General features: G+C 31.0%; 22 protein-coding genes, 1 riboswitch and 2 other annotated features (1 of these 25 only partly in view). Of the genes, 21 read left to right on the forward strand and 1 reads right to left on the reverse strand.

Going from position 1 to position 23,322, the window contains the following annotated elements; all coding sequences use genetic code 11:
* The first annotated feature begins 136 nt into the window (after positions 1–136).
* The 21 genes from gap (at position 137) to HMPREF3046_RS00685 (ending at position 22,480) form a co-directional block, all read left to right on the forward strand.
* Positions 137–1,162 (forward strand): type I glyceraldehyde-3-phosphate dehydrogenase, encoded by a 1,026-nt coding sequence (gene gap / locus HMPREF3046_RS00585; RefSeq protein WP_070715574.1) that lies wholly within the window; start codon positions 137–139, stop codon positions 1,160–1,162.
* Between the two features lie 282 nt (positions 1,163–1,444).
* On the forward strand, positions 1,445–1,915 hold the full coding sequence (gene nrdR, locus HMPREF3046_RS00590; protein ID WP_017176137.1) for a transcriptional regulator NrdR: 471 nt from the start codon (positions 1,445–1,447) through the stop codon (positions 1,913–1,915).
* A complete protein-coding gene (locus tag HMPREF3046_RS00595; RefSeq protein ID WP_070715576.1) occupies positions 1,916–3,286 on the forward strand; it encodes a replication initiation and membrane attachment family protein in 1,371 nt (456 codons plus the stop codon).
* Positions 3,287–4,207 carry a primosomal protein DnaI gene (gene dnaI, locus HMPREF3046_RS00600; protein ID WP_070715578.1) on the forward strand — a complete coding sequence of 307 codons (921 nt, stop codon included), beginning with the start codon at positions 3,287–3,289 and terminating at the stop codon, positions 4,205–4,207. It abuts the gene before it with no gap.
* Between the two features lie 310 nt (positions 4,208–4,517).
* A complete protein-coding gene (gene thrS, locus HMPREF3046_RS00605; protein ID WP_070715580.1) occupies positions 4,518–6,455 on the forward strand; it encodes a threonine--tRNA ligase in 1,938 nt (645 codons plus the stop codon).
* A gap of 48 nt (positions 6,456–6,503) precedes the next feature.
* Positions 6,504–6,679: riboswitch (Lysine riboswitch) on the forward strand.
* Positions 6,680–6,831: 152 nt separating this feature from the next.
* Positions 6,832–8,325 carry an amino acid permease gene (locus HMPREF3046_RS00610; RefSeq protein WP_070715582.1) on the forward strand — a complete coding sequence of 498 codons (1,494 nt, stop codon included), beginning with the start codon at positions 6,832–6,834 and terminating at the stop codon, positions 8,323–8,325.
* A 62-nt stretch (positions 8,326–8,387) separates the two neighbouring features.
* Positions 8,388–8,515, forward strand: a sequence feature (ribosomal protein L20 leader region).
* Positions 8,516–8,538: 23 nt separating this feature from the next.
* The gene (gene infC / locus HMPREF3046_RS00615; RefSeq protein ID WP_070715760.1) at positions 8,539–9,066 is read left to right on the forward strand and encodes a translation initiation factor IF-3; all 528 of its coding nucleotides are present in this window, start codon (positions 8,539–8,541) and stop codon (positions 9,064–9,066) included.
* A gap of 27 nt (positions 9,067–9,093) precedes the next feature.
* Complete coding sequence (gene rpmI, locus HMPREF3046_RS00620) at positions 9,094–9,294, forward strand: 50S ribosomal protein L35 (RefSeq protein ID WP_002448990.1); 201 nt, start codon at positions 9,094–9,096, stop codon at positions 9,292–9,294.
* Between the two features lie 53 nt (positions 9,295–9,347).
* Positions 9,348–9,704 (forward strand): 50S ribosomal protein L20, encoded by a 357-nt coding sequence (gene rplT / locus HMPREF3046_RS00625; RefSeq protein WP_070715584.1) that lies wholly within the window; start codon positions 9,348–9,350, stop codon positions 9,702–9,704.
* Positions 9,705–9,883: 179 nt separating this feature from the next.
* Positions 9,884–10,495: an NUDIX domain-containing protein gene (locus HMPREF3046_RS00630; RefSeq protein WP_070715586.1), complete on the forward strand. Its 612-nt coding sequence runs from the start codon at positions 9,884–9,886 to the stop codon at positions 10,493–10,495.
* Between the two features lie 12 nt (positions 10,496–10,507).
* Positions 10,508–11,425 carry a hypothetical protein gene (locus HMPREF3046_RS00635; protein WP_070715590.1) on the forward strand — a complete coding sequence of 306 codons (918 nt, stop codon included), beginning with the start codon at positions 10,508–10,510 and terminating at the stop codon, positions 11,423–11,425.
* 154 nt (positions 11,426–11,579) lie between these two features.
* Entirely contained in the window at positions 11,580–12,896 is a 1,317-nt protein-coding gene (tig, locus tag HMPREF3046_RS00640; protein WP_070715592.1) for a trigger factor, read from the forward strand.
* 156 nt (positions 12,897–13,052) lie between these two features.
* Positions 13,053–14,315: an ATP-dependent Clp protease ATP-binding subunit ClpX gene (gene clpX, locus HMPREF3046_RS00645; protein ID WP_070715593.1), complete on the forward strand. Its 1,263-nt coding sequence runs from the start codon at positions 13,053–13,055 to the stop codon at positions 14,313–14,315.
* 152 nt (positions 14,316–14,467) lie between these two features.
* Entirely contained in the window at positions 14,468–15,058 is a 591-nt protein-coding gene (yihA, locus tag HMPREF3046_RS00650) for a ribosome biogenesis GTP-binding protein YihA/YsxC (protein WP_070715595.1), read from the forward strand.
* A gap of 136 nt (positions 15,059–15,194) precedes the next feature.
* Positions 15,195–16,532: a glutamyl-tRNA reductase gene (hemA, locus tag HMPREF3046_RS00655; protein ID WP_070715597.1), complete on the forward strand. Its 1,338-nt coding sequence runs from the start codon at positions 15,195–15,197 to the stop codon at positions 16,530–16,532.
* Positions 16,533–16,553: 21 nt separating this feature from the next.
* A complete protein-coding gene (gene ccsA, locus HMPREF3046_RS00660) occupies positions 16,554–17,366 on the forward strand; it encodes a cytochrome c biogenesis protein CcsA (protein ID WP_070715599.1) in 813 nt (270 codons plus the stop codon).
* A gap of 28 nt (positions 17,367–17,394) precedes the next feature.
* Positions 17,395–18,327, forward strand: coding sequence for a hydroxymethylbilane synthase (hemC, locus tag HMPREF3046_RS00665; RefSeq protein WP_070715600.1), 933 nt, complete (start codon positions 17,395–17,397; stop codon positions 18,325–18,327).
* A 31-nt stretch (positions 18,328–18,358) separates the two neighbouring features.
* The gene (locus HMPREF3046_RS00670; protein ID WP_070715602.1) at positions 18,359–19,030 is read left to right on the forward strand and encodes a uroporphyrinogen-III synthase; all 672 of its coding nucleotides are present in this window, start codon (positions 18,359–18,361) and stop codon (positions 19,028–19,030) included.
* Positions 19,030–20,004: a porphobilinogen synthase gene (gene hemB, locus HMPREF3046_RS00675; RefSeq protein WP_070715603.1), complete on the forward strand. Its 975-nt coding sequence runs from the start codon at positions 19,030–19,032 to the stop codon at positions 20,002–20,004. The genes HMPREF3046_RS00670 and hemB overlap by 1 nt, the downstream gene beginning before the upstream one ends.
* A gap of 21 nt (positions 20,005–20,025) precedes the next feature.
* Positions 20,026–21,309: a glutamate-1-semialdehyde 2,1-aminomutase gene (gene hemL / locus HMPREF3046_RS00680; RefSeq protein WP_064207065.1), complete on the forward strand. Its 1,284-nt coding sequence runs from the start codon at positions 20,026–20,028 to the stop codon at positions 21,307–21,309.
* A gap of 103 nt (positions 21,310–21,412) precedes the next feature.
* Complete coding sequence (locus HMPREF3046_RS00685) at positions 21,413–22,480, forward strand: AbrB family transcriptional regulator (protein WP_070715605.1); 1,068 nt, start codon at positions 21,413–21,415, stop codon at positions 22,478–22,480.
* Positions 22,481–22,531: 51 nt separating this feature from the next.
* On the opposite strand, the gene HMPREF3046_RS00690 is transcribed toward HMPREF3046_RS00685, so the two are convergent.
* The gene (locus HMPREF3046_RS00690; RefSeq protein WP_070715606.1) at positions 22,532–23,089 is read right to left on the reverse strand and encodes a DNA-3-methyladenine glycosylase I; all 558 of its coding nucleotides are present in this window, start codon (positions 23,087–23,089) and stop codon (positions 22,532–22,534) included.
* Between the two features lie 58 nt (positions 23,090–23,147).
* Positions 23,148–23,322, forward strand: a binding site (T-box leader) (it continues 52 nt past the right edge of the window).

The following is a 23,322-nucleotide window of genomic DNA, read 5'->3' on the forward strand; positions in this document are numbered from 1 at the left end:
TACAATAAAATATATGAGTTATATAAACTTAAAATGTAAAAAACATGACATTATTTTAGGTAAACGCTTTCAATAGAAATTTATTATGTTATACTAATTTTATAAAGTATAACATATAAAACAAGGGGTGCTTTAAATGTCAACAAATATTGCAATTAATGGAATGGGTAGAATAGGAAGAATGGTTTTAAGAATTGCATTACATAATGAAAATGTTAATGTGGTTGCGATTAATGCAAGCTATCCACCTGAAACAATTGCACATCTAATTAACTATGATACAACGCATGGACGTTATGATAAAAAAGTAGAACCAATTGATAATGGTATACGTGTTGATAATCATGACATTAAGTTAGTGTCAGATAGAAATCCTGAAAATTTACCATGGAAGGATTTAAATATAGATATCGTAATTGAAGCAACTGGAAAATTTAATCATGGTGATAAAGCAGTTGGACATATTCATGCTGGAGCTAAAAAAGTATTACTAACTGGCCCATCTAAAGGTGGAGAAGTCCAAATGATTGTTAAAGGGGTAAATGATGACAAATTAGATGTTGAAAAGTATGACATTTTCAGTAATGCTTCATGTACGACAAATTGTATAGGACCAGTTGCTAAAGTTTTAAATGATCAATTTGGTATTGTAAATGGATTAATGACTACTGTTCATGCAATTACTAATGATCAAAAAAATATTGATAATCCCCATAAAGATTTACGTAGAGCACGTTCATGTAATGAAAGTATTATTCCAACTTCTACTGGAGCAGCAAAAGCATTAAAAGAAGTTTTACCAGAACTAGAAGGTAAACTTCATGGGTTAGCTTTACGTGTACCTACAAAAAATGTTTCTTTAGTTGATTTAGTTGTAGATTTAGAAAAACCAGTAACTGTTGACGAAATTAATAATGCATTTCGTCATGCAGATTTAGAAGGTGTTTTAGAAGTAGAAAATGCACCTTTAGTATCTGTCGATTTCAATACAAATCCACATTCAGCTATCATCGATGCTGAGAATACAATTGTAATGGATGACCATAAGGTAAAAGTGATTGCTTGGTATGATAATGAATGGGGTTATTCTAATAGAGTAGTAGAAGTAGCTGAAATGATTGGTGAACAACTAGTAGAAAAGTCTACTGTGACTGCAGTTTAAGCCTTCAATAAATAAAAGATTGTTAACTTTAGAGTTGATATCCTAATATAATGTCATTGATAAAAAATTATAAAAACATTAAATATTCTTTTTTAATGAGTCATATATAGGAAAGTGAAAAAAGAATTTATATTGAATTCTTTTTTCACTTTCCTTTTTATATTCTATTATAAGTTTAGACAGCTAAGTTGTATCAATTTATTATCAATACATATGAGTTCTTTTGTCATAAATCGTTTTTATAGTATAATGGAGCATAATCTATTCAAGAGGGTGACAGATATGAAATGCCCAAAATGTAGCGCCACACATTCACGTGTGGTAGATTCAAGACATGCTGATGAAGCTAACGCAATACGTAGAAGACGTGAATGTGAGAATTGTGGGACAAGATTTACAACATTTGAACATATTGAAGTGAGTCCACTTATTGTGGTCAAAAAAGATGGCACACGTGAACAATTTTTAAGAGAAAAAATATTAAATGGTCTTGTAAGATCTTGTGAAAAAAGACCCGTTAGATATCAGCAATTGGAAGACATTACTAATAAAGTAGAATGGCAATTACGCGATAAAGGTCATACAGAAATTTCATCTAGAGATATAGGTGAACATGTAATGAATTTGCTCATGCATGTAGATCAAGTCTCTTATGTACGATTTGCGTCAGTATATAAAGAGTTTAAAGATGTGGATCAATTATTAGCATCGATGCAAGGTATTTTGGATGATAACAAACGGAGTGATTCATAAATGAGTTTTAAATCTTATGAGTATGGTTTAAGTCCACACGATGGATTTAAAGTATATCGACATTTTTTCTTTAATCATCAACAATTAGAGATATTAAATCGATTGTACATACCGTTAATTGGCTTTAAAGCTATTGGTGTATATCATTTCATGAACCAATTTATCGATGAAGTTGAAGATACTATTCTCACACATTACACTATCATGAATGAGCTTAAAATAAATTTATTAGAATTCCGTGAATATATGGATTTACTTGAAGGTATTGGGTTAATTAAAACATTTGTAAAACATGATAGTAATCAGTCTTTGTTTATATATGAATTGATTCAACCTCCAACAGCATACCAATTTTTTAATGATCCAATGTTATCTATATACTTATACAATGAAGTTGATAATCGAAGATATAAAGATTTAAAAGCGTATTTTGAAAAAGATGAACCAGATTTAAAAGAATTTCAACAAGTAACGCGAAAATTTACTGATGTATTCAAGGTTCCACATAAAAATATATCTATTGATGCTTCAACAATTCAAAAGGAAAATTATTCAGCTACTATAGATTTAGATAATGAATCATTTGACTTTGATATGTTGAGAGATATGTTACAACATCATTTTATAAGTGGAGAAATTATCACTAAAGAGGCAAAACAATTAATTTTACAATTGGCTACTTTATATGGGTTAACGCCTACTTCTATGAAACGAATCATTCTTAACTCTATCACACAAAATCAAACGTTATCATTTGAAGAGATGAGAAAACAAGCAAGGTCTCATTACTTAATTGAGCATCAACAACAGCTTCCTAAGTTACAAACTAAAGCTCATCCTTCTAATCATTTAGAACAATCACAGAGTCCAAATGAGACTGCTGATGATATAAAGGAAAGTGATAGTTGGTTTAAGTTATTAGAAGACACAAGTCCTATCGATATGTTAGCGTCTTGGTCAGAATCAGAACCAACTTTACAACAAAAAAGAATGGTAGAAGAGTTAATAGAGCGTGAAAAACTATCATTTGGTGTAATTAATATTTTATTACAATTTGTAATGCTTAAGAATGAAATGAAGCTTCCTAAATCCTATATATTTGAAATTGCTTCAAATTGGAAAAAGTTAGGTATTAAAACCGCACAACAAGCATATGATTATGCGCTGAAAACTAATCAACAACTCAATGATAGTATAACTAAAAAAGCAAAACATCAGTATAAACAACATGAAGTTGCATCAATAGAAAAAACACCAAAATGGTTAAAAAATAAAAATCAACAAGATGAAAAACCAAACAATAATGATGCGCAATTTGAAAAAGATAGAGAAGCGTTTCGTGCTCAATTAGAACAAGATTGGGAGGATTAGATGAAACCATTTAGTAAACTTATAAAAAATCAAGATAATTTAAACAAAAGAATTGCTAAAATAAAAAATCAAGTCATTAATGATTCTGATGTTAAACAATTTTTAAATCAACACCAATCAGAACTTACTAATGAAATGATTGATAAAGATTTAAATGTACTTCAAGAATATAAAGATCAACAAAAACACTATGATGGTCACGATTATGCACACTGTCCAAACTTTGTTAAAGGTCATATCCCAGAATTATATATAGAAAATGAGCGTATTAAAGTTCGTTATCGATTATGTCCTTGCAAAATTAAATATGATGAAGAACGCTTAAGTTCACAACTCATTACTGCTCATCACATGCAACGAGATACGTTGAATGCAAAAGTTAAAGATATCTATACCAATGATAGAAGTCGACTTGAAATAGCTATGGAAGTTAACAATATTTGTAAAAAATTAGTTAACGGTGAACGCGTTAAGGGGCTTTATATACATGGCCCTTTTGGAACAGGCAAATCTTTTATTTTAGGAGCTATCGCAAACCAGCTTAAGTCAAAACATGTGCCATCTACAATAGTATACTTACCTGAATACATTCGTATACTAAAAAGTGGTTTTAAAGATGGAAGCTATAATGAAAAGTTAGAGCGTATACGAGAAGCAAATATATTAATGTTAGATGATATCGGAGCTGAGGATGTCACAACTTGGGTAAGGGATGAGGTGATAGGTCCCTTATTACATTATCGTATGGTTCATGAATTACCAACATTCTTTAGTTCAAATCTAAATTTGGAAGAATTAGAACATCATTTATCTATTTCAAGTAAAGGGGCAGAAATAACGAAAGCTGCTCGAATTATCGAACGTATCAAAAGTTTAGCAAACGAATTTTATTTAGATGGAAAAAATTTACGAAATAATTGAAATTTATAATGTGTGATGTATAATAAAGATAAATCTAAATCGTTGAAATAAATGAAGATATGATAATTTAATCTCTATCATACAGCAAGCCAATCATTGATGAGAATTTGGTTGATATATTAAATTATTACTCCTTCATATTTAGATGCTGGTAATCAGTATCCGGCTCAAGACCGTTATCTTATGAAGAGATATCTAGAATACATCTAGATAACTAGGGTGGTACCGCGACAAACTCGTCCCTTTTATAGGGAGGAGTTTTTTTATTTTCTTCAGCGATCATAGAATAAAATTTATGGAGGGATTCGATATGGAACAAATTAATATTAAGTTTCCAGATGGCAATTCAAAATCATTTGACAAAGGAACTACTACAGAAGACATTGCACAATCAATTAGTCCTGGACTTCGAAAAAAAGCAGTGGCAGGAAAATTTAATAATCAACTTGTTGATTTAACTCGTCCACTTGAAGAAGATGGGGCAATTGAAATTGTTACACCTGGTACTGATGAAGCTCTAGAGGTATTACGTCATTCAACTGCCCATTTAATGGCTCAAGCATTAAAACGAATTTATGGAGATGTTAAATTCGGCGTTGGTCCAGTGATTGACGGTGGTTTTTACTACGACTTTGATATGGATGAAAAAGTATCATCAGATGACTTTGAAAAAATCGAAAAAACAATGAAACAAATTGTTAACGAAAATTATAAAATTGAACGTAAAGTGGTTTCTCGTGAGGAAGCAAAAGAGTTCTTTAAAGATGATCCATATAAATTAGAATTAATTGATGCAATTCCTGAAGATGAGAATGTAACATTATACACTCAAGGTGAATTTACAGATTTATGCCGTGGTGTTCATGTACCATCAACTTCAAAAATTAAAGAATTTAAACTGCTTTCTACGGCAGGTGCATATTGGCGTGGAGATAGTGACAATAAAATGTTACAACGTATATATGGTACTGCTTTCTTTGATAAAAAAGATTTAAAAGCACATTTAGAAATGTTAGAAGAACGTCGTGAACGTGATCATCGTCGTATTGGTAAAGATTTGGAGTTATTTACAAATAATCAACTTGTTGGTGCTGGTCTTCCACTATGGTTACCAAATGGCGCAACAATTCGCCGTGAAATTGAACGTTATATTGTAGATAAGGAAGTAAGCATGGGATATGATCATGTATATACTCCAGTTCTAGCTAATGTTGAACTTTATAAAACTTCAGGTCATTGGGATCACTATAGAGATGATATGTTCCCACCAATGAAATTAGATGAAACTGAAGAAATGGTATTACGTCCAATGAACTGTCCACACCATATGATGGTTTATAATAATAAACCACATTCTTATCGTGAATTACCAATTCGTATTGCTGAATTAGGTACTATGCATAGATATGAAGCAAGTGGTGCAGTATCAGGCTTACAACGTGTAAGGGGTATGACTTTAAATGATTCTCATATCTTTGTACGTCCTGACCAAATTAAAGATGAATTCAAACGCGTTGTTCATATGATACAAGATGTTTATGAAGACTTTGGTTTTGAAGATTACACTTTCAGATTAAGTTACAGAGACCCTGAAGATAAAGAAAAATATATGGACGATGATGACATGTGGAATAAAGCTGAATCTATGCTTAAAGAAGCAGTAGATGAAATGGGATTACCATATGTTGAAGCCATTGGAGAAGCAGCATTCTATGGTCCTAAATTAGATGTTCAAGTTAAAACTGCAATGGGTAAAGAAGAAACACTTTCAACTGCACAAATTGATTTCTTACTACCTGAACGATTTGATCTATCTTATATTGGTAGTGATGGTGAAAATCACCGTCCTGTTGTTATTCATCGTGGCGTAGTTTCAACTATGGAACGTTTTGTAGCTTTCTTAACTGAAGAAACTAAAGGTGCTTTCCCAACATGGTTAGCTCCAAAACAAGTTGAGATTATCCCTGTAAATGTAGATTTACATTATGACTATGCAAGAAATTTACAAGACGAATTAAAATCTCAAGGCGTTCGTGTAGAGATTGATGATCGTAACGAAAAAATGGGCTATAAAATTCGAGAGGCACAAATGCAAAAAATTCCTTATCAAATTGTAGTAGGAGATAAAGAAGTTGAAAACAACGAAGTGAATGTTCGTAAGTATGGCTCACAAGATCAAGAAACAATAGAAAGAGATGAATTTATCTGGAACTTAGTAGATGAAATTCGTCTAAAAAAACGTAGATAGTCTTGATAAAATAATATCCTTAATGTATATTACAAAGTAGTTAAATAAAAATGAGTTAGAGGTTGCATCTTTAAAAAGTAATACTTCAGAAGTTGATATGGAACGTATGTTGAAAGTATGAAAGGTAAAGATGCCGAAACAAATGATAACCATACTTATGATTTGTTGGGACAGTTATCGAATAGAAACTGTACTGTCACAGTTTGTGATGTGCTACCGATATAGATTAAGTAATGGGTGCATATCTTAACGGTATGTACCTATTTTTTAATTTGTAATTTGATTTACATATCATTTATAAAAATTAAGTATGTTAATTATCTTCACATAACAAATAAATACTTAGCTAACCTCTACATTAAGAAAGGGAGCTTATATGAGTAAAGTTGAAAATCAAGATAGCGGTATGAAGAGAGGGTTAAAAGATCGTCATATCTCTATGATTGCAATGGGAGGCTGTATTGGTACAGGTCTATTTATGACATCAGGTGGTGCTATTCACGATGCTGGTGCATTAGGTGCGCTTATTGCATATGCAATTATTGGAGCTATGGTCTTCTTTTTAATGACTTCTTTAGGAGAAATGGCTACGTATTTACCTGTTTCAGGTTCATTTAGTACCTATGCAACACGATTTGTAGATCCATCATTAGGATTCGCATTAGGTTGGAACTATTGGTTTAACTGGGTAATTACTGTAGCGGCAGATGTAACTATTGCAGCGCAAGTCATTCAGTATTGGACACCTATGGCGGGGATTCCAGCATGGGTATGGAGTTGTATCTTTATAGTTATTATTTTCGCATTAAATTCTTTATCTGTAAGAGTATATGGTGAAAGTGAATATTGGTTTGCACTTATAAAAGTGATTACAGTAATTATTTTTATAATTATCGGTATTTTAACTATATTAGGAATTATGGGTGGACATTTTGTAGGATTTGAGACATTTACTAAAGGTGATGGGCCAATCCTAGGTGGAAATCTTGGCGGTAGTTTACTTTCAATCCTAGGTGTATTCTTAGTTGCTGGGTTCTCATTCCAAGGTACTGAATTAATAGGTATTACTGCTGGAGAATCTGAGAATCCAGAACGTGCTGTACCAAAAGCAATTAAACAAGTTTTCTGGAGAATATTATTATTTTACATTTTAGCCATCTTTGTTATTGGTATGTTAATTCCTTATAATAGTAATGCTCTAATGGGTGGAGATAACGATGTTGCAACATCTCCATTTACACTTGTCTTTAAAAATGCAGGCTTAGCATTCGCTGCTTCATTTATGAATGCAGTTATTTTAACTTCAGTATTATCAGCTGGTAATTCAGGGATGTACGCATCAACACGTATGTTATATTCAATGAGTAAAGATAAATTAGCTTTCGCTTCGTTTGGTAAAACGAATAAACACGGCGTGCCATATTTATCATTGATTGCTACTGGCGTACTTGTAGTCGTTATTTTCTTAGTACAAAAGTTAAGCGGAAATGCTTATGAATATATTGTGGCTGCTAGTGGTATGACAGGTTTTATTGCTTGGGTAGGTATTGCCGTAAGTCACTATCGCTTTAGACGAGCATTTAATGTTCAACATCATCACAAATCAGAATTGAAATATAAAGCGAAATGGTTCCCATTCGGTCCAATATTTGCAGGTATATTATGTGTGATTGTGATTGTTGGACAAGATGTGGATTTCATTAAAACAGGTCACTTTGATCTTAATCGATTTATTATTACGTATATGGGTATTCCAGTATTTTTAGTATTCTTTATTTATCATAAATTAAGATATAAAACTAAAAAAATACCTCTTGAAGAAGTTGATTTAAGTCAAGATGTCTCAATGAATGAAGTAAAACATCACTAATTTAAAAAAACATTTGACATGCTTAATAAAAATTGATATGATTAATATCGTTGATTACGAAACGAACCAAGTAGAAACACCCGTTTCTCACCTGTAGCGACGCAAAAAGCTGTTGGCAGGTTAATCATGTCACACAATTATTGTGTATGAGTGAAGAGCGGGCAAGTATTGTCCGCTCTTTTTGCTTGGGAAAATTTCGTAAAATTTTGGGAGGTGTCAACCATAGCAAAAGATCAAACGCAAGTTAACGAAAAAATTCGCGCAAAAGAATTACGTTTAATTGGACAAAATGGTGACCAAATTGGTGTTAAATCTAAAAGAGAAGCTCTTGAGATGGCTGAAAGAGTTGCATTAGATTTAGTAGTTGTTGCACCAAATGCTAAACCACCTGTTGCAAGAATTATGGATTATGGTAAATATAAATTCGAACAACAGAAAAAAGAAAAAGAAATGAAGAAAAAACAAAAAGTTATCAATGTTAAAGAAATTCGTTTAAGTCCAACTATTGAGGAACACGATTTCCAAACTAAGTTGAAAAATGGACGTAAGTTCTTAACTAAAGGTGACAAATGTAAAGTTTCTATTCGTTTTAGAGGTCGGGCAATTACACACAAAGAAATTGGTCAACGTGTTTTAGAAAAATTTGCAGACGAATGTAAAGATATTGCCACTGTTGAACAAAAACCTAAAATGGAAGGGCGCCAAATGTTTATTATGCTAGCGCCTGTAAATGAAAAATAATTTACTTTTATTAGGAGGAAATGAATCATGCCAAAAATGAAAACTCACCGTGGAGCAGCTAAACGTGTTAAAAGAACTGGTTCAGGTCAATTAAAACGTTCTAGAGCTTTCACATCTCACTTATTTGCAAATAAAAATACTAAACAAAAACGTAAATTACGTAAAGCTAAACTAGTATCTAAAAGCGATATGAAACGCGTAAAACAATTATTAGCTTACAAAAAATAATTAATATTACTTTCGAACGATGATAAAGCGATATATTTAAGGAGGAATTTAACATGCCACGAGTTAAAGGTGGAACAGTAACAAGAGCACGTCGTAAAAAAACGATTAAATTAGCTAAAGGTTACTTCGGTTCAAAACATACATTATATAAAGTAGCAAAACAACAAGTTATGAAATCAGGTCAATATGCATTTCGTGACCGTCGTCAACGTAAACGTGATTTCCGTAAATTATGGATTACACGTATTAATGCAGCTGCACGTCAACATGACATCAGCTATTCTCGTTTAATGAACGGCTTGAAAAAAGCTGACATTAATATTAACCGTAAAATGCTTTCTGAAATTGCTATTTCAGACGATAAAGCTTTCAGTGAATTAGTATCAAAAGCTAAAGATGCTTTAAAATAATTAATATTTAAAAGCCATTAAGGTAACTATAAAACCTTATTGGCTTTTTTATTTTTTTATTCATCAAATATGCTTTAATAGAAATATGATAAATAAAAGAACCAGTTAAATATCATTGAGATTTAAATCATTGGTTTGTTAAACTATTAAAAAAGAATATTAATTTCAAGGAGTTAACTATGTCTAAATTTGATGAACAAATCATCGTCGTGTCAAGAGAATTATTATTTGATAATGAAAAAAATGCATTTAATGGATTCTTATCGAAAAACGATGTTCAAGGTGAAGAAATATTTAATACGTTTAAAAATTATGAAGTAAAAAGACGTGGAGATATGGAAGAAGATCCATCTTATAAACAACTTATTTCATATTGTCTTTTAGAAAATGAAAATGATGAAATCTTAGTATATCAACGTTTAAGTGGTGGCGGAGAAGAACGCTTACACGGACAGTCTTCAGTGGGTGTTGGTGGACATATGAATAATGTTGTTGGCGCTGATTCAATTAATGAAGTTTTAAGAGTGAATGCACAAAGAGAACTTAATGAAGAAGTAGGATTATCTGACGATAGATCTCAAAATATGGAATATATTGGTTTTATTAATGATGATACTAATGCAGTAGGTAAAGTTCATATAGGCGTTGTTTTTAAAATTAAGGTGAAATCTAGTGATGTAGAAGTTAGAGAAACAGACACTTTAAAAATTAATTGGGTATCACAAGATGAAATAAATGATTTAAATCGTTTTGAATCATGGAGTGCGTTAATTTTAAAAGATTTAAAATAAAGGGGGCTCAATATGTCTGATATTATCCCTTTTCCTCAATCAAAGCAAAAATTATATCATAATATTTTAAATGCACAACAACAAAATAAATATAAAGAAATGTATCAATTGTTTGATATATATGAAGCTTCATTCGAGTTAGATAATCAATTATCTTTGATTAAATGTGACATGTTAAATGAATTAGGGTTATATTTAGAATTAAGAGAAGAAGCAATTATTTTCTTAAAAAAAGGTATACCTCATTACGACGAACTGATCATTTTCTATATTAAAGCATTAATAGGTTTAAATCAGAATTATGAAGCAATTGAAGTCATTAATCAAATCATTAATGAAGTGAAAGAACATAAAACTAGAATGGCACTCTTTCCATTAAAAGAATATGCACAATTTAAATTAGATGAAGACAAGAAACTTTCTAGTCAATTATTATCAGAATTTACTAGCTTAGATTTAAATCGTCAAACTAAGTTAATGATTAAACTCATTGATAACGGACATTATGAGTTTAGAAAGACGGTTGCTTTTTTATTATCTAGTCAAATAGAATCTTATAATTTGAAAAGTCTCATGCTTGAGTATTTACGTTTTTCAAATTATGATAGTGAAATAAAAATTGAAAAGTATGGTTATGAAGCCAACATCATACCTGCAACATTAAAAGGTTTAGAACACACAGATATGAAAACTACTGTTATTCCCAAAGTTCTCGATAGATTAGAAAATGGAGCTTTGAATATACAAAATGAAGCTCAGTATGTGTTGAATAATCATTCAATAAAACTATATCCACTTGATATATTTTCACTTTTTAATGAAGAAGATTGGGTAATAGCTTATGATGTTTATTTTAAGTCAATGATTGGTATAGAAGTAAGTGAAGCAAATCAAGAATTATTAACATTAATTTACCAGTTAGATAATTAAATGTGAGCAAATCATTTTAATTTACTTAAATGATTCTGTAAAGTTGAATTATTATTTAAAATCCCCTATAAAACATTGTTTGTGTCCATATTGGACCTATGATATAATAGGGAAGTTGAAAAAATTAAAAATGTAAGCATGGAGGTATTTATACATGACAGCAACTTGGGAAAAAAAAGAAGGTAACGAAGGTTTATTAAAAGTTACTGTTCCAGCAGAAAAAGTAAATAAAGCATTAGATCAAGCATTTAAAAAAGTGGTTAAACAAATTAACGTGCCTGGTTTCCGTAAAGGTAAAGTGCCTCGTCCAATTTTCGAACAACGCTTTGGCGTTGAAGCATTATATCAAGATGCAGTAGATATTCTTTTACCTGAAGCTTATGGTGAAGCAATTGAAGAAACTAAAATCAATCCAGTAGCTCAACCTGAAATTAATGTAACCCAAATTGAAAAAGGTAAAGATTTTGAATTTGAAGCAACAGTGACTGTTGAACCTGAAGTTAAATTAGGAGATTATAAAGGTCTTGAAGTTGAAAAACAAGATTCTGAATTAACTGATAAAGATTTACAAGATGCAATTGATCATAGTTTAGGTCATTTAGCTGATATGGTTGTTAAAGAAGATGGTGCAGTTGAAGAAGGAGACACTGTAAATATTGACTTTGATGGTTATGTAGATGGCGAACAATTTGAAGGTGGCCAAGCTGATGGTTATGATTTAGAAATCGGTTCAGGTTCATTTATTCCAGGATTTGAAGATCAATTAGTAGGTGTTAAAACTGGAGAAGAAAAAGAAGTTGTTGTAACATTCCCAGAAGAATATCACGCTGAAGAATTAGCTGGTAAAGAAGCTACATTCAAAACTAAAGTAAATGAAATTAAATACAAAGAAGTACCTGAATTAACTGATGAAATTGCAAATGAATTAGATTCAGATGCTAATTCAGTAGATGAGTATAAAGAAAACTTACGCAAACGTTTATCAGAACAAAAAGCACAAGATGCTGAAAATGCGGAAAAAGAAGAAGCAATTAATAAGGCAACTGAAAATACAACAATTGATATTCCACAAGCTATGGTTGACACTGAATTAGATCGTATGGTTCAAGAATTTGGTCAAAGAATCCAACAACAAGGTTTAGACTTACAAACTTACTTCCAAATTTCTGGTCAAGATGAATCTCAATTAAGAGAACAAATGAAAGATGATGCAGAGCAACGTGTTAAAACAAATTTAACATTATCGGCAATTGCAGATGAAGAAAATATCGAAGTCACAGATGAAGATATTGATAAAGAATTAGAAAAAATGAGCAGTCAATTTAATATCTCAGTAGAAGATATTAAACAAACTCTTGGTAATACTGATATCATTAAAAATGATGTACGTATTCAAAAAGTGATTGACTTATTAAGAGACAACGCTAAATATGTTGATTCAGCTAAAGACGATAAAAAAGAAGACAAATAATAAACTTTTAAATTGATATAAAGTTTAAAAATAAGTAGCAGGTGCATCATTATATGTATCTGCTACTATATGTTTTAAGCATTTTAGTTGTTAACTATTAATTTGCATTGTAGAATGCTATCTAGTATAGTCGTTTAAGGATAGAGGTGTAAATGAATGTTTAAATTTAATGAAGATGAAGAAAATTTAAAATGTTCTTTCTGTGGTAAGGACCAAGATCAAGTTAAAAAATTAGTAGCAGGCAGTGGTGTATACATTTGCAATGAATGTATCGAACTATGTTCTGAAATTGTTGAAGAAGAATTAGCTCAAGCTACTTCAGAAGAATTTACTGAATTACCGACGCCTAAAGAAATTATGGATCATTTAAATGAATATGTTATTGGCCAAGAAAAAGCTAAAAAATCTTTAGCAGTGGCAGTTTACAATCATTACAAACGTATTCAACAATTAGGTCCAAATGAAGATGATGTTGAGTTACAAAAAAGTAATATCGCTTTAATTGGACCAACGGGTAGTGGTAAAACTTTACTTGCACAAACACTTGCTAAAACATTGAATGTACCATTTGCTATTGCAGATGCAACAAGTTTAACTGAAGCAGGTTATGTTGGTGATGATGTTGAAAATATTTTACTACGTTTAATTCAAGCTGCTGATTTTGATATTGATAAAGCAGAAAAAGGAATTATTTATGTAGACGAAATTGATAAAATTGCTAGAAAATCTGAAAATACTTCAATTACGCGTGATGTTTCTGGTGAAGGTGTGCAACAAGCATTACTTAAAATTTTAGAAGGTACAACAGCAAGTGTACCACCTCAAGGTGGACGTAAACATCCTAACCAAGAATTGATTCAAATTGACACAACTAATATTTTATTTATATTAGGTGGTGCGTTTGATGGTATTGATGAAGTGATTAAACGCCGTTTAGGTGAAAAAGTCATTGGTTTTGCTAGCAACGAAGCAGATAAGTACAATGAAGAAGCTTTATTAGCACAAATTCGTCCTGAAGATTTACAAGCATATGGTTTAATTCCAGAATTTATTGGACGTGTACCAATTGTTGCTAATTTAGAAACACTAGATGTTGAAGCACTTAAAAATATTTTAACGCAACCTAAAAACGCGTTAGTTAAGCAATATACAAAAATGTTAGCTCTTGATAATGTTGAATTAGAATTTACTGAAGAAGCTTTGGCAGCAGTCAGTGAAAAAGCAATTGAACGAAAAACTGGAGCGCGTGGATTACGATCAATTATAGAAGAATCTTTAATTGATATTATGTATGATGTACCTTCAACAACTGATGTTGCTAAAGTGGTAGTAACTGCTCAAACAATTAATGAGGAAATCGAGCCTGAAATGTATGATTCAGAGGGGAATTTATTGAACGGTACTAAAACTTCAGCTTAATGATCAACCATATAATAAGGAAGTGGTGATAGAATTCATTTGAGTTCGAAACTGCTTCCTTATTTTTATACATATCATTTTAAAAAAAAATTTAGATTTTTAAACATTTATATTATAATAAAGCAGCTATAACAATGAAGAGGTGTTTGAATATGAATATTAACCCAAATAATATAGAAATAATGATTAGTGCAGTGAAAGAAGAACAATATCCTGAAACCAATTTAACTGAAATCGCTTTAAGTGGACGTTCTAATGTGGGTAAGTCTTCTTTTATTAATAGTATGATTGGTAGAAAAAATATGGCTCGTACTTCACAGCAGCCTGGAAAAACGCAAACTCTAAACTTCTATAATATTGATGAACAACTTATTTTTGTTGATGTTCCTGGATATGGATATGCAAAAGTAAGTAAATCACAGCGTGAAAAATTTGGGAAAATGATAGAAGAGTATTTAACTAAACGAGAAAATTTAGGTTTAGTCATTCAACTTGTAGATTTACGACATAATCCTACCGAAGATGATGTATTAATGTATAATTATTTGAAACATTTCGATTTGCCAACACTAGTCATTTGTACTAAGGAAGATAAAATTGCGAAAGGTAAAGTTCAGAAACATATAAAAAATATAAAACAAAAATTAGATTTAGATCCAAACGATACAATTATAAGTTACTCTTCTATTCAAAACTCTAAACAGCAATATATTTGGGATATGATTTCTAACTATATAAATTAAAAGAAATATTTTGTAATTAAGTGACGAAATTTTGACTTCACATTAGAATGTTTCTAATTTATTTGAGCATCAAACTTAAATTCATTATAAAATGTGTTATACTATCGGTATTGTTAGTATATGGAGGGCGTTATAAATGCATTTTATTGCTATTAGCATAAATCATCGTACTGCTGATGTAGCTTTAAGAGAGCAAGTTGCTTTTAGAGATGATGCCTTACGATTAGCCAATGAAGATTTATTCGAAACTAAAGCAATTTTAGAAAATGTAATATTATCGACATGTAATCGTACAGAGGTATATGCTGTAGTGGATCAAATTCATACAGGACGATATTATATTCAACGATTTTTAGCTCGTTCATTTGGATTTGAAGTAGATGATATTAAAGCAATGGCTGAAGTGAAAGTAGGGGACGAAGCAGTAGAACATCTATTGCGTGTAACTTCAGGGTTAGATTCAATTGTGTTAGGAGAAACACAAATTTTAGGGCAAATGCGTGATGCATTTTTCTTAGCGCAAGATTTAAAAACAACTGGAACTATCTTTAACCATCTATTTAAACAAGCAATTACTTTTGCTAAAAAAGCGCATAATGAAACAGATATCGCAGATAATGCTGTAAGTGTTTCATATGCTGCTGTGGAATTATCAAAAAAAGTATTAGGTAGATTAAAAAATAAACATGCTGTTATTATTGGTGCAGGCGAAATGAGTGAATTGTCGTTATTAAATTTACTTGGCTCAGGCATTAATGATATTACAATTGTAAATCGAACAGAAAGTAAAGCTAGAATTTTAGCTGAAAAACATCAAGTCAGTTATGATAAGCTAGAATCTTTACCTAGTTTATTAACTTCAACTGATATTGTTATTAGTTCTACGAATTCACCAGATTATATGATTACTAAAAGTATGATTAATCAGGCATTATCATATAGAAAATCTAAATTATTATTATTAGACATTGCAGTACCACGAGATATTGAACCATGTCATAATTTAAGTGATGACGTATTTAATTATGATGTAGATGATTTAAAAGGTTTAGTTGATGCTAACTTAAAAGAACGACAAATGGCGGCTGAAGCTATTTCTAATGAAATTCCTGCTGAAATTAAAGCACATAATGATTGGGTAAATATGTTGGGTGTAGTTCCTGTAATAAGAGCTTTACGTGAAAAAGCAATGACTATTCAAGCTGAAACAATGGATAGTATTGATAGAAAATTACCAAATCTATCTGAACGAGAGCGAACAGTCATTTCTAAGCATACTAAAAGTATTATTAATCAAATGTTGAAAGATCCAATTAAACAAGCTAAGGAATTGAGTAACGATAAAAAGAGTAATGAAAAATTAGAGCTATTTCAAAATATATTTGATATTGAAGCCGAAGATCCTTATAAAGCAGTGAAAGAATGTAAAAAAGAAAAGGAACTTTCAATACGACATATCTTTAGTTTTGAATAAGCATATTAAAATGGTGATAATATGCAAGAAACGCTATTTATTAGATTTCATGAAATTATATTAATTGTATATTTAATTAGCATTCTTTGTTATTTTATTGACTTTGTTCGAAAAAGTCATAAGATTAGAGTACTTGGAATTTATGCCTTAGGGATTGTTTGGTTTTTACAAACAATCTCTTTGTCTATGTATATTACTTCGCATAGTGATGTATTGCTTAATTCCATATTTGATGTTTTTTTCTTCTTGTCATGGATTATTATTTCTATTTCTTTAGTTTTAAATATTATTAAAGTTCTAAGTTTTTCCGTGTTTTTTTTGAATGTAATTGGATTTGTCTTATTAACGATGAATACATTTAGACCTGAACACTATACAAACAGTATACAAAGAGTACAAGTTATAAATGAATTATTACTTGTACATGTAGGGCTTGCAGTATTGAGTTATGCTTTTTTTGCACTTGCATTTGTAAATGCATTGCTATACATCATTCAATATAAAAACCTTAAAGAAAAAAACTTTAATCAGAAATATTTTAGAATTGGCAGTGTAGCAACGCTTGAGAAAATTATATTTTTTTCAACTTTGGGTGGTTTAGTGATATTAATATTGAGTATAATTTTAATTGCTCAATGGGGAATCTATGCGGTTGGTGTGTCAATATTTAAAGATCCGAAGGTTATGTTGTCTGTCATTATTACTCTTCTTTATACAGGATATATTGTTATGTATTTAAAAAAGAAAATTATCTCAATTAATTTAATTTATTTTAATATTATGATATTTTGCCTGTGTATGGTGAATTTATTCTTCACTACTCATTTTAATTAAAAGAAAACTTATGTAGGAGGCCTTATTTATGCGTAAATTAGTTGTGGGTTCACGTAGAAGTAAACTTGCTTTAACACAAAGTAAACAATTCATTGATAAATTAAAAGCTATTGATCCATCTTTAGAAATTGAAATTAAAGAGATTGTCACAAAGGGAGATCGAATTGTGAATCAACAACTATCTAAGGTTGGAGGAAAAGGCCTATTTGTTAAAGAGATTCAAAATGAACTATTTAACAACGACATCGATATGGCAATACACTCATTAAAAGATGTTCCTAGTATTATTCCAGAAGGTTTAACATTAGGTTGTATTCCTGATAGAGAAATACCATTTGATGCCTATATTGCTAAAAATCATGTACCATTAGAAGAACTTCCTAAGAATAGTATAGTTGGTACAAGTTCATTAAGAAGAGGCGCACAAATATTATCTAAATATCCTCATCTGAAAATTAAATGGATTCGTGGTAATATTGATACACGTTTAAATAAATTAGAAACTGAAGATTATGATGCAATTATTTTAGCAGCAGCTGGACTCAAACGTATGGGTTGGTCTGATGACGTAGTAACAGCTTATTTAGATAAAGACACATTACTACCTGCAATCGGTCAAGGCGCTCTTGGCATTGAGTGCCGTAGTAACGATATTGAACTTCTCGAGTTATTGCAAAAAGTTCACAATAATGAAGTAGCAAATTGTGTAACGGCCGAACGAACATTTTTAGCTGCAATGGATGGAAGTTGCCAAGTTCCAATTGGTGGATACGCGAATTATAACAATAATAATGAAATTGAGTTTACAGGTTTAATCATGACACCAGATGGTAAGAAACGTTATGAACATACTGAAGTAGGGACTGACCCTGTAAAAATAGGGAACAGAGTAAGTGAGATACTTAAAGAACAAGGTGCGTATGAAATTATAAGAAAATTAAACGAAGAAGCATCGCATTAATACTAAATCTTAGTAGAGGTGTTATAGTTAGATGAAACCAGTGATAGTTATGACGCAAACGAGTAAAGTACAGAGTGATATGGTAGAAGTCATTCATAAGCCATTTATCAAAATTCAATCACTTGAATTTGATACTCAACTCTTGCATGATAATTATGACTGGCTTATTTTTTCTTCAAAGAATGCCGTACATTTATTTTATAAATATTTAGAGTACGTGAATGTAAAACATATTGCAGCAGTAGGCGCTAAAACTGCACAGTTATGTAAACAGTTAGGTATAAATGTAGATTTTATACCAAATGATTATTCTCAAGAAGGTTTGTTAGAAGGATTAAATCTAGAAAAATCATCTATTTTAATTCCGAGTAGTGCACAGGCAAGGTCAAAATTGCAACAAACACTCGCTGAACATAATAATGTTGTGAAAATTGACTTGTATACGCCTATAGCAGATAGAGAGAATATTATTGAAGTTATCAATCTAATTCGACACAATCAAGTTGAAGCATTAACATTTTCAAGTTCATCTGCAGTGCGTTATTATTTTAGTGAGGCTTTTCCTAAGCATTTTAAAAATTACTATGCTATAGGTCAACAAACTGCAAATAGCATTAGAGCCTATGGTTATGAACCTTATATTGCAGATAAACAAACTTCTGAAGCATTAATAAACACATTTTTAGAAAGTAGGAATAAATAATGAAATTCGATAGACATAGAAGATTACGCTCTTCAGCTACAATGAGAAGTTTAGTAAGAGAAAATCATGTTAGAAAAGAAGATTTAATTTATCCAATCTTTGTAGTAGAAAAAGATAATGTTAGAAGCGAAATTAAATCGTTACCTGGTGTATATCAAATAAGTTTAAATCTATTAGATGATGAAATTAATGAAGCGTATGAGTTAGGTATTAGAGCGATTATGTTCTTTGGCGTACCTAATGAAAAAGATGATGTGGGTTCTGGCGCATACGATCATAATGGCATCGTTCAAGAAGCAACACGTAGAGCAAAAAAACTTCATAAAGATTTATTAATCGTTGCTGATACTTGTTTATGTGAATATACGGATCATGGTCATTGCGGTATCATTGATGATCATACGCATGATGTTGATAACGACAAATCTTTACCATTATTAGTTAAAACAGCAATTTCCCAAGTCGAAGCTGGCGCTGACATTATTGCTCCAAGTAATATGATGGATGGTTTTGTTACCGAAATTCGACAAGGTTTAGATGAAGCTGGGTACTATAATATTCCAATTATGAGCTATGGCATTAAGTATGCTTCTAGTTTCTTTGGACCATTTAGAGATGCTGCAGATTCAACTCCTTCATTTGGAGATAGAAAAACGTATCAAATGGATCCAGCTAATCGTTTAGAAGCACTAAGAGAATTAGAAAGTGACTTAAAAGAAGGCGCGGACATGATGATTGTTAAACCAGCTTTAAGTTATTTAGATATTGTTAGAGATGTAAAAAATAACACTAATATTCCTGTTATTGCTTATAATGTTAGTGGTGAATATGCTATGACTAAAGCAGCGTCTCAAAATGGTTGGATAGATGAAGAACGTGTGGTTATGGAACAAATGGTATCAATGAAACGTGCAGGCGCAGATATGATTATTACTTATTTCGCGAAAGATATTTGCCGTTACTTAGATAAATAATGGTTAAGGAGGAACGAGTTAATGACTTATGAAAAATCACAAGAAGCAATGCACATTGCTGAAACACTTATGCCTGGTGGTGTCAATAGCCCTGTAAGAGCATTTAAATCAGTAGATACACCAGCAATTTTTATGGATCATGGTGAAGGTTCGAAAATTTATGATATAGATGGCAATGAATACATTGATTACGTATTAAGTTGGGGACCATTAATTTTAGGTCATAAAAATAAACAAGTCATTAGTAAATTACATGATGCTGTAGATAAAGGTACTAGTTTTGGTGCTTCAACACTAGAAGAAAACAAATTAGCTGAACTTGTTATTGAAAGAGTGCCTTCAATTGAAAAAGTAAGAATGGTTTCTTCAGGTACTGAAGCTACTTTAGCGGCATTAAGACTTGCTAGAGGTTACACTGGTAGAAATAAAATTGTTAAGTTTGAAGGATGCTATCACGGACATAGCGATTCATTGCTTATCAAAGCAGGTTCAGGTGTAGCAACTTTAGGTCTTCCAGATTCACCAGGAGTACCTGAAGGCACAGCTAAAAACACAATTACAGTACCTTATAATGATTTAGAGGCGATTAAAGTAGCATTTGAAAATTATGGAGATGATATTGCTGGTGTGATAGTAGAACCAGTTGCAGGAAATATGGGGGTTGTTCCTCCTAAAAAAGGTTTCTTAGAAGGATTAAGGGAAGTCACTAAAGAATATGGTTCTTTACTTATCTTTGATGAAGTCATGACAGGTTTCCGAGTAGGGTATAACTGTGCTCAAGGTTATTTTGGAGTGACACCAGATATCACATGCTTAGGAAAAGTGATTGGCGGTGGTTTACCTGTAGGTGCTTTTGGAGGCAAAAAAGAAATTATGGATAAAATTGCTCCAGTAGGTAATATTTATCAAGCGGGAACTCTGTCTGGTAATCCTTTAGCAATGACAAGTGGTTATGAAACACTAAATCAATTAACGCCTGAATCATATGAGTATTTCCAAGAATTAGGCGATATATTAGAAAAAGGACTTAAAGAGGTATTTGCTAAACATAATGTTCCTATTACAGTAAATAGAGCTGGTTCTATGATTGGTTATTTCTTAAATAAAGGACCTGTAACCAACTTTGAAGAAGCGAATCAAAGTGATTTAGAGCTATTTAGTAATATGTATAGAGAAATGGCTAAAGAAGGCATATTTTTACCACCTTCTCAGTTTGAAGGAACATTCTTATCTACCGCACATACCAAAGAAGATATTGAAAAAACGATTCATGCTTTTGATAATGCATTAAGCAGAATTGTTTAATATTTAAAAGTTAATATAATAAAAGTGGAACAAAGATGAGATCATATCATCGTTCCACTTTTTTTAATTTAAATGCTTTTACTCTAGAAAGAAGTGATGATTTTTGAGGCGAATTTGGCTAAATAATATTATATTATTAATAATAGCGATGATCATGAGTTTAATATTAAAATTATCTCATATGCTTTTACCCTTTATGTTTGGGCCCATTATTGCCTCAATTCTTGTGGTTAAAGTACTAAAACTAAATATTAAATGGCCTTTTTGGATGAGTCAAATTGGCTTAATATTACTTGGAGTACAAATAGGATCTACGTTTACATCACAAGTCATTAACGATATCAAAAATGATTGGTTAACCATTGTGACGGTGACTGTTTTACTCATCACGTTATCATTATTGATTGCTTATTTTTTCAAAAAAATTGCAAGAGTTAATACTGAAACTGCTATCTTGAGTGTAATACCTGGTGCTTTAAGTCAAATGTTAATTATGGCTGAAGAAGATAAAAAAGCGAATATCTTAGTAGTAAGTTTAACCCAAACATCTAGAGTTATTTTTGTAGTCGTACTTGTACCACTGATTTCTTTTTTGTTTAGCAATTCATCGTCAAGTGAAGAGATGATTCATAAAGCTACACCATTAACAAGAGCTTTAACTGTGCCTCAAATTGCTTTAATTATGATTACTATAGTTGTTGTTTATTTCTTAATGTCAAAAATAAATTTTCCAACAAAACAATTACTAGCTCCAATTATCGTTTTAATTGTTTGGAATTTATCAACTCATCTGACTTTTACTTTAGATAATTATATTCTTGCTTTTGCACAAGTGATTTATATGATTAGAATTGGTTTACAAATTGCACATTTATTAGGTGATTTAAAAGGTCGCATTGCTATAGCAATTATGTATCAAAATATAAGTTTAATTTTAGGGTCATTTTTGATGGTTTTTATTGTTCATTTGTTTACTCATAATTCATTAAATGAATTATTTTTAGGTGGAGCTCCTGGAGGTATGAGTCAAATTGTGCTAGTTGCCATAGCTACCGGTGCAGATGTTGCTAAGATATCAAGTTTTCACATATTTAGGATATTTTTTATATTATTTTTAGTAGCACCAATAATTAATTACTTTTTAAAACGAAAAAAAAGTAATAATAAATAATAAGGAGTAGAACTACGAATTCAAAATAATCTGTTCTACTCTTTTTAATATTTAATGATTAGGCTTTGAAGGACATCCTTCTAAGTGAGCATCATATAGACCAGCCGCTTCCATAAAAGAGAATATAGTCACAGGTCCTAAAAATTTAAAACCATAAGCTTTTAAATCTTTTGAAAGTTGTTTTGCTCTTTCATCAACAGTGATACGTTCTGAAGGAGTTTTATAGTGCAAATCAATAGGATGTCCATCAACATATGACCATAAAAACTTACTGAAGCTACCATATTCTTTTTCAATTTGTAAATAACCCTTAGCTTGAGATACTATGGCTTCTAATTTCTTTCTATTATGTACGATATTTGGAAAGGTCATTAAAGCATTAATATCTTTCTCTGTCATTTTAGAAATTTTTATAGGATCAAATTGATGAAATGCTTTTTCATAAGCCTTTTTCTTTTTTAATATAGTTAACCAAGATAAACCAGCGTGTTGAGATTCAAGTGCAAGTAATTTGAAAAGTGACAGACTATTAAAATCTGGTTGTCCCCATACTTTATTATGATAATCTAAATAAATAGGGTCTGTAGTTCCAAAGGCACATGCGTTCATAAATATTCCTCCAAAAGATTGACTTATCATTGTTTTCTATTATACTATTAATTAGTAATTAAATATATTTTTTGGGAAGAGTACGTTTGATACTTATCAAAGAGAGCATATGGACGGTGTAAATATGTATAATGATCAAACTGAAGGTAGCCCACAAGTTCTTTTATTGAATACACATATAATAGTAGATAGAAGCGTGTATGAGCGTTAATCATAAATAAGTGCAAGAAGAT

The organism is Staphylococcus sp. HMSC070D05 (assembly GCF_001815595.1).
Classification (GTDB): domain Bacteria; phylum Bacillota; class Bacilli; order Staphylococcales; family Staphylococcaceae; genus Staphylococcus; species Staphylococcus hominis.

Bases quoted from the DNA above. Each gene is read 5' to 3' on its own strand.
- gap (WP_070715574.1), top strand. From the start codon at position 137: ATGTCAACAAATATTGCAATTAATGGAATGGGTAGAATAGGAAGAATG.
- nrdR (WP_017176137.1), top strand. From the start codon at position 1,445: ATGAAATGCCCAAAATGTAGCGCCACACATTCACGTGTGGTAGATTCA.
- HMPREF3046_RS00595 (WP_070715576.1), top strand. From the start codon at position 1,916: ATGAGTTTTAAATCTTATGAGTATGGTTTAAGTCCACACGATGGATTT.
- dnaI (WP_070715578.1), top strand. From the start codon at position 3,287: ATGAAACCATTTAGTAAACTTATAAAAAATCAAGATAATTTAAACAAA.
- thrS (WP_070715580.1), top strand. From the start codon at position 4,518: ATGGAACAAATTAATATTAAGTTTCCAGATGGCAATTCAAAATCATTT.
- HMPREF3046_RS00610 (WP_070715582.1), top strand. From the start codon at position 6,832: ATGAGTAAAGTTGAAAATCAAGATAGCGGTATGAAGAGAGGGTTAAAA.
- rpmI (WP_002448990.1), top strand. From the start codon at position 9,094: ATGCCAAAAATGAAAACTCACCGTGGAGCAGCTAAACGTGTTAAAAGA.
- rplT (WP_070715584.1), top strand. From the start codon at position 9,348: ATGCCACGAGTTAAAGGTGGAACAGTAACAAGAGCACGTCGTAAAAAA.
- HMPREF3046_RS00630 (WP_070715586.1), top strand. From the start codon at position 9,884: ATGTCTAAATTTGATGAACAAATCATCGTCGTGTCAAGAGAATTATTA.
- HMPREF3046_RS00635 (WP_070715590.1), top strand. From the start codon at position 10,508: ATGTCTGATATTATCCCTTTTCCTCAATCAAAGCAAAAATTATATCAT.
- tig (WP_070715592.1), top strand. From the start codon at position 11,580: ATGACAGCAACTTGGGAAAAAAAAGAAGGTAACGAAGGTTTATTAAAA.
- clpX (WP_070715593.1), top strand. From the start codon at position 13,053: ATGTTTAAATTTAATGAAGATGAAGAAAATTTAAAATGTTCTTTCTGT.
- yihA (WP_070715595.1), top strand. From the start codon at position 14,468: ATGAATATTAACCCAAATAATATAGAAATAATGATTAGTGCAGTGAAA.
- hemA (WP_070715597.1), top strand. From the start codon at position 15,195: ATGCATTTTATTGCTATTAGCATAAATCATCGTACTGCTGATGTAGCT.
- ccsA (WP_070715599.1), top strand. From the start codon at position 16,554: ATGCAAGAAACGCTATTTATTAGATTTCATGAAATTATATTAATTGTA.
- hemC (WP_070715600.1), top strand. From the start codon at position 17,395: ATGCGTAAATTAGTTGTGGGTTCACGTAGAAGTAAACTTGCTTTAACA.
- HMPREF3046_RS00670 (WP_070715602.1), top strand. From the start codon at position 18,359: ATGAAACCAGTGATAGTTATGACGCAAACGAGTAAAGTACAGAGTGAT.
- hemB (WP_070715603.1), top strand. From the start codon at position 19,030: ATGAAATTCGATAGACATAGAAGATTACGCTCTTCAGCTACAATGAGA.
- hemL (WP_064207065.1), top strand. From the start codon at position 20,026: ATGACTTATGAAAAATCACAAGAAGCAATGCACATTGCTGAAACACTT.
- HMPREF3046_RS00690 (WP_070715606.1), bottom strand. From the start codon at position 23,089: ATGAACGCATGTGCCTTTGGAACTACAGACCCTATTTATTTAGATTAT.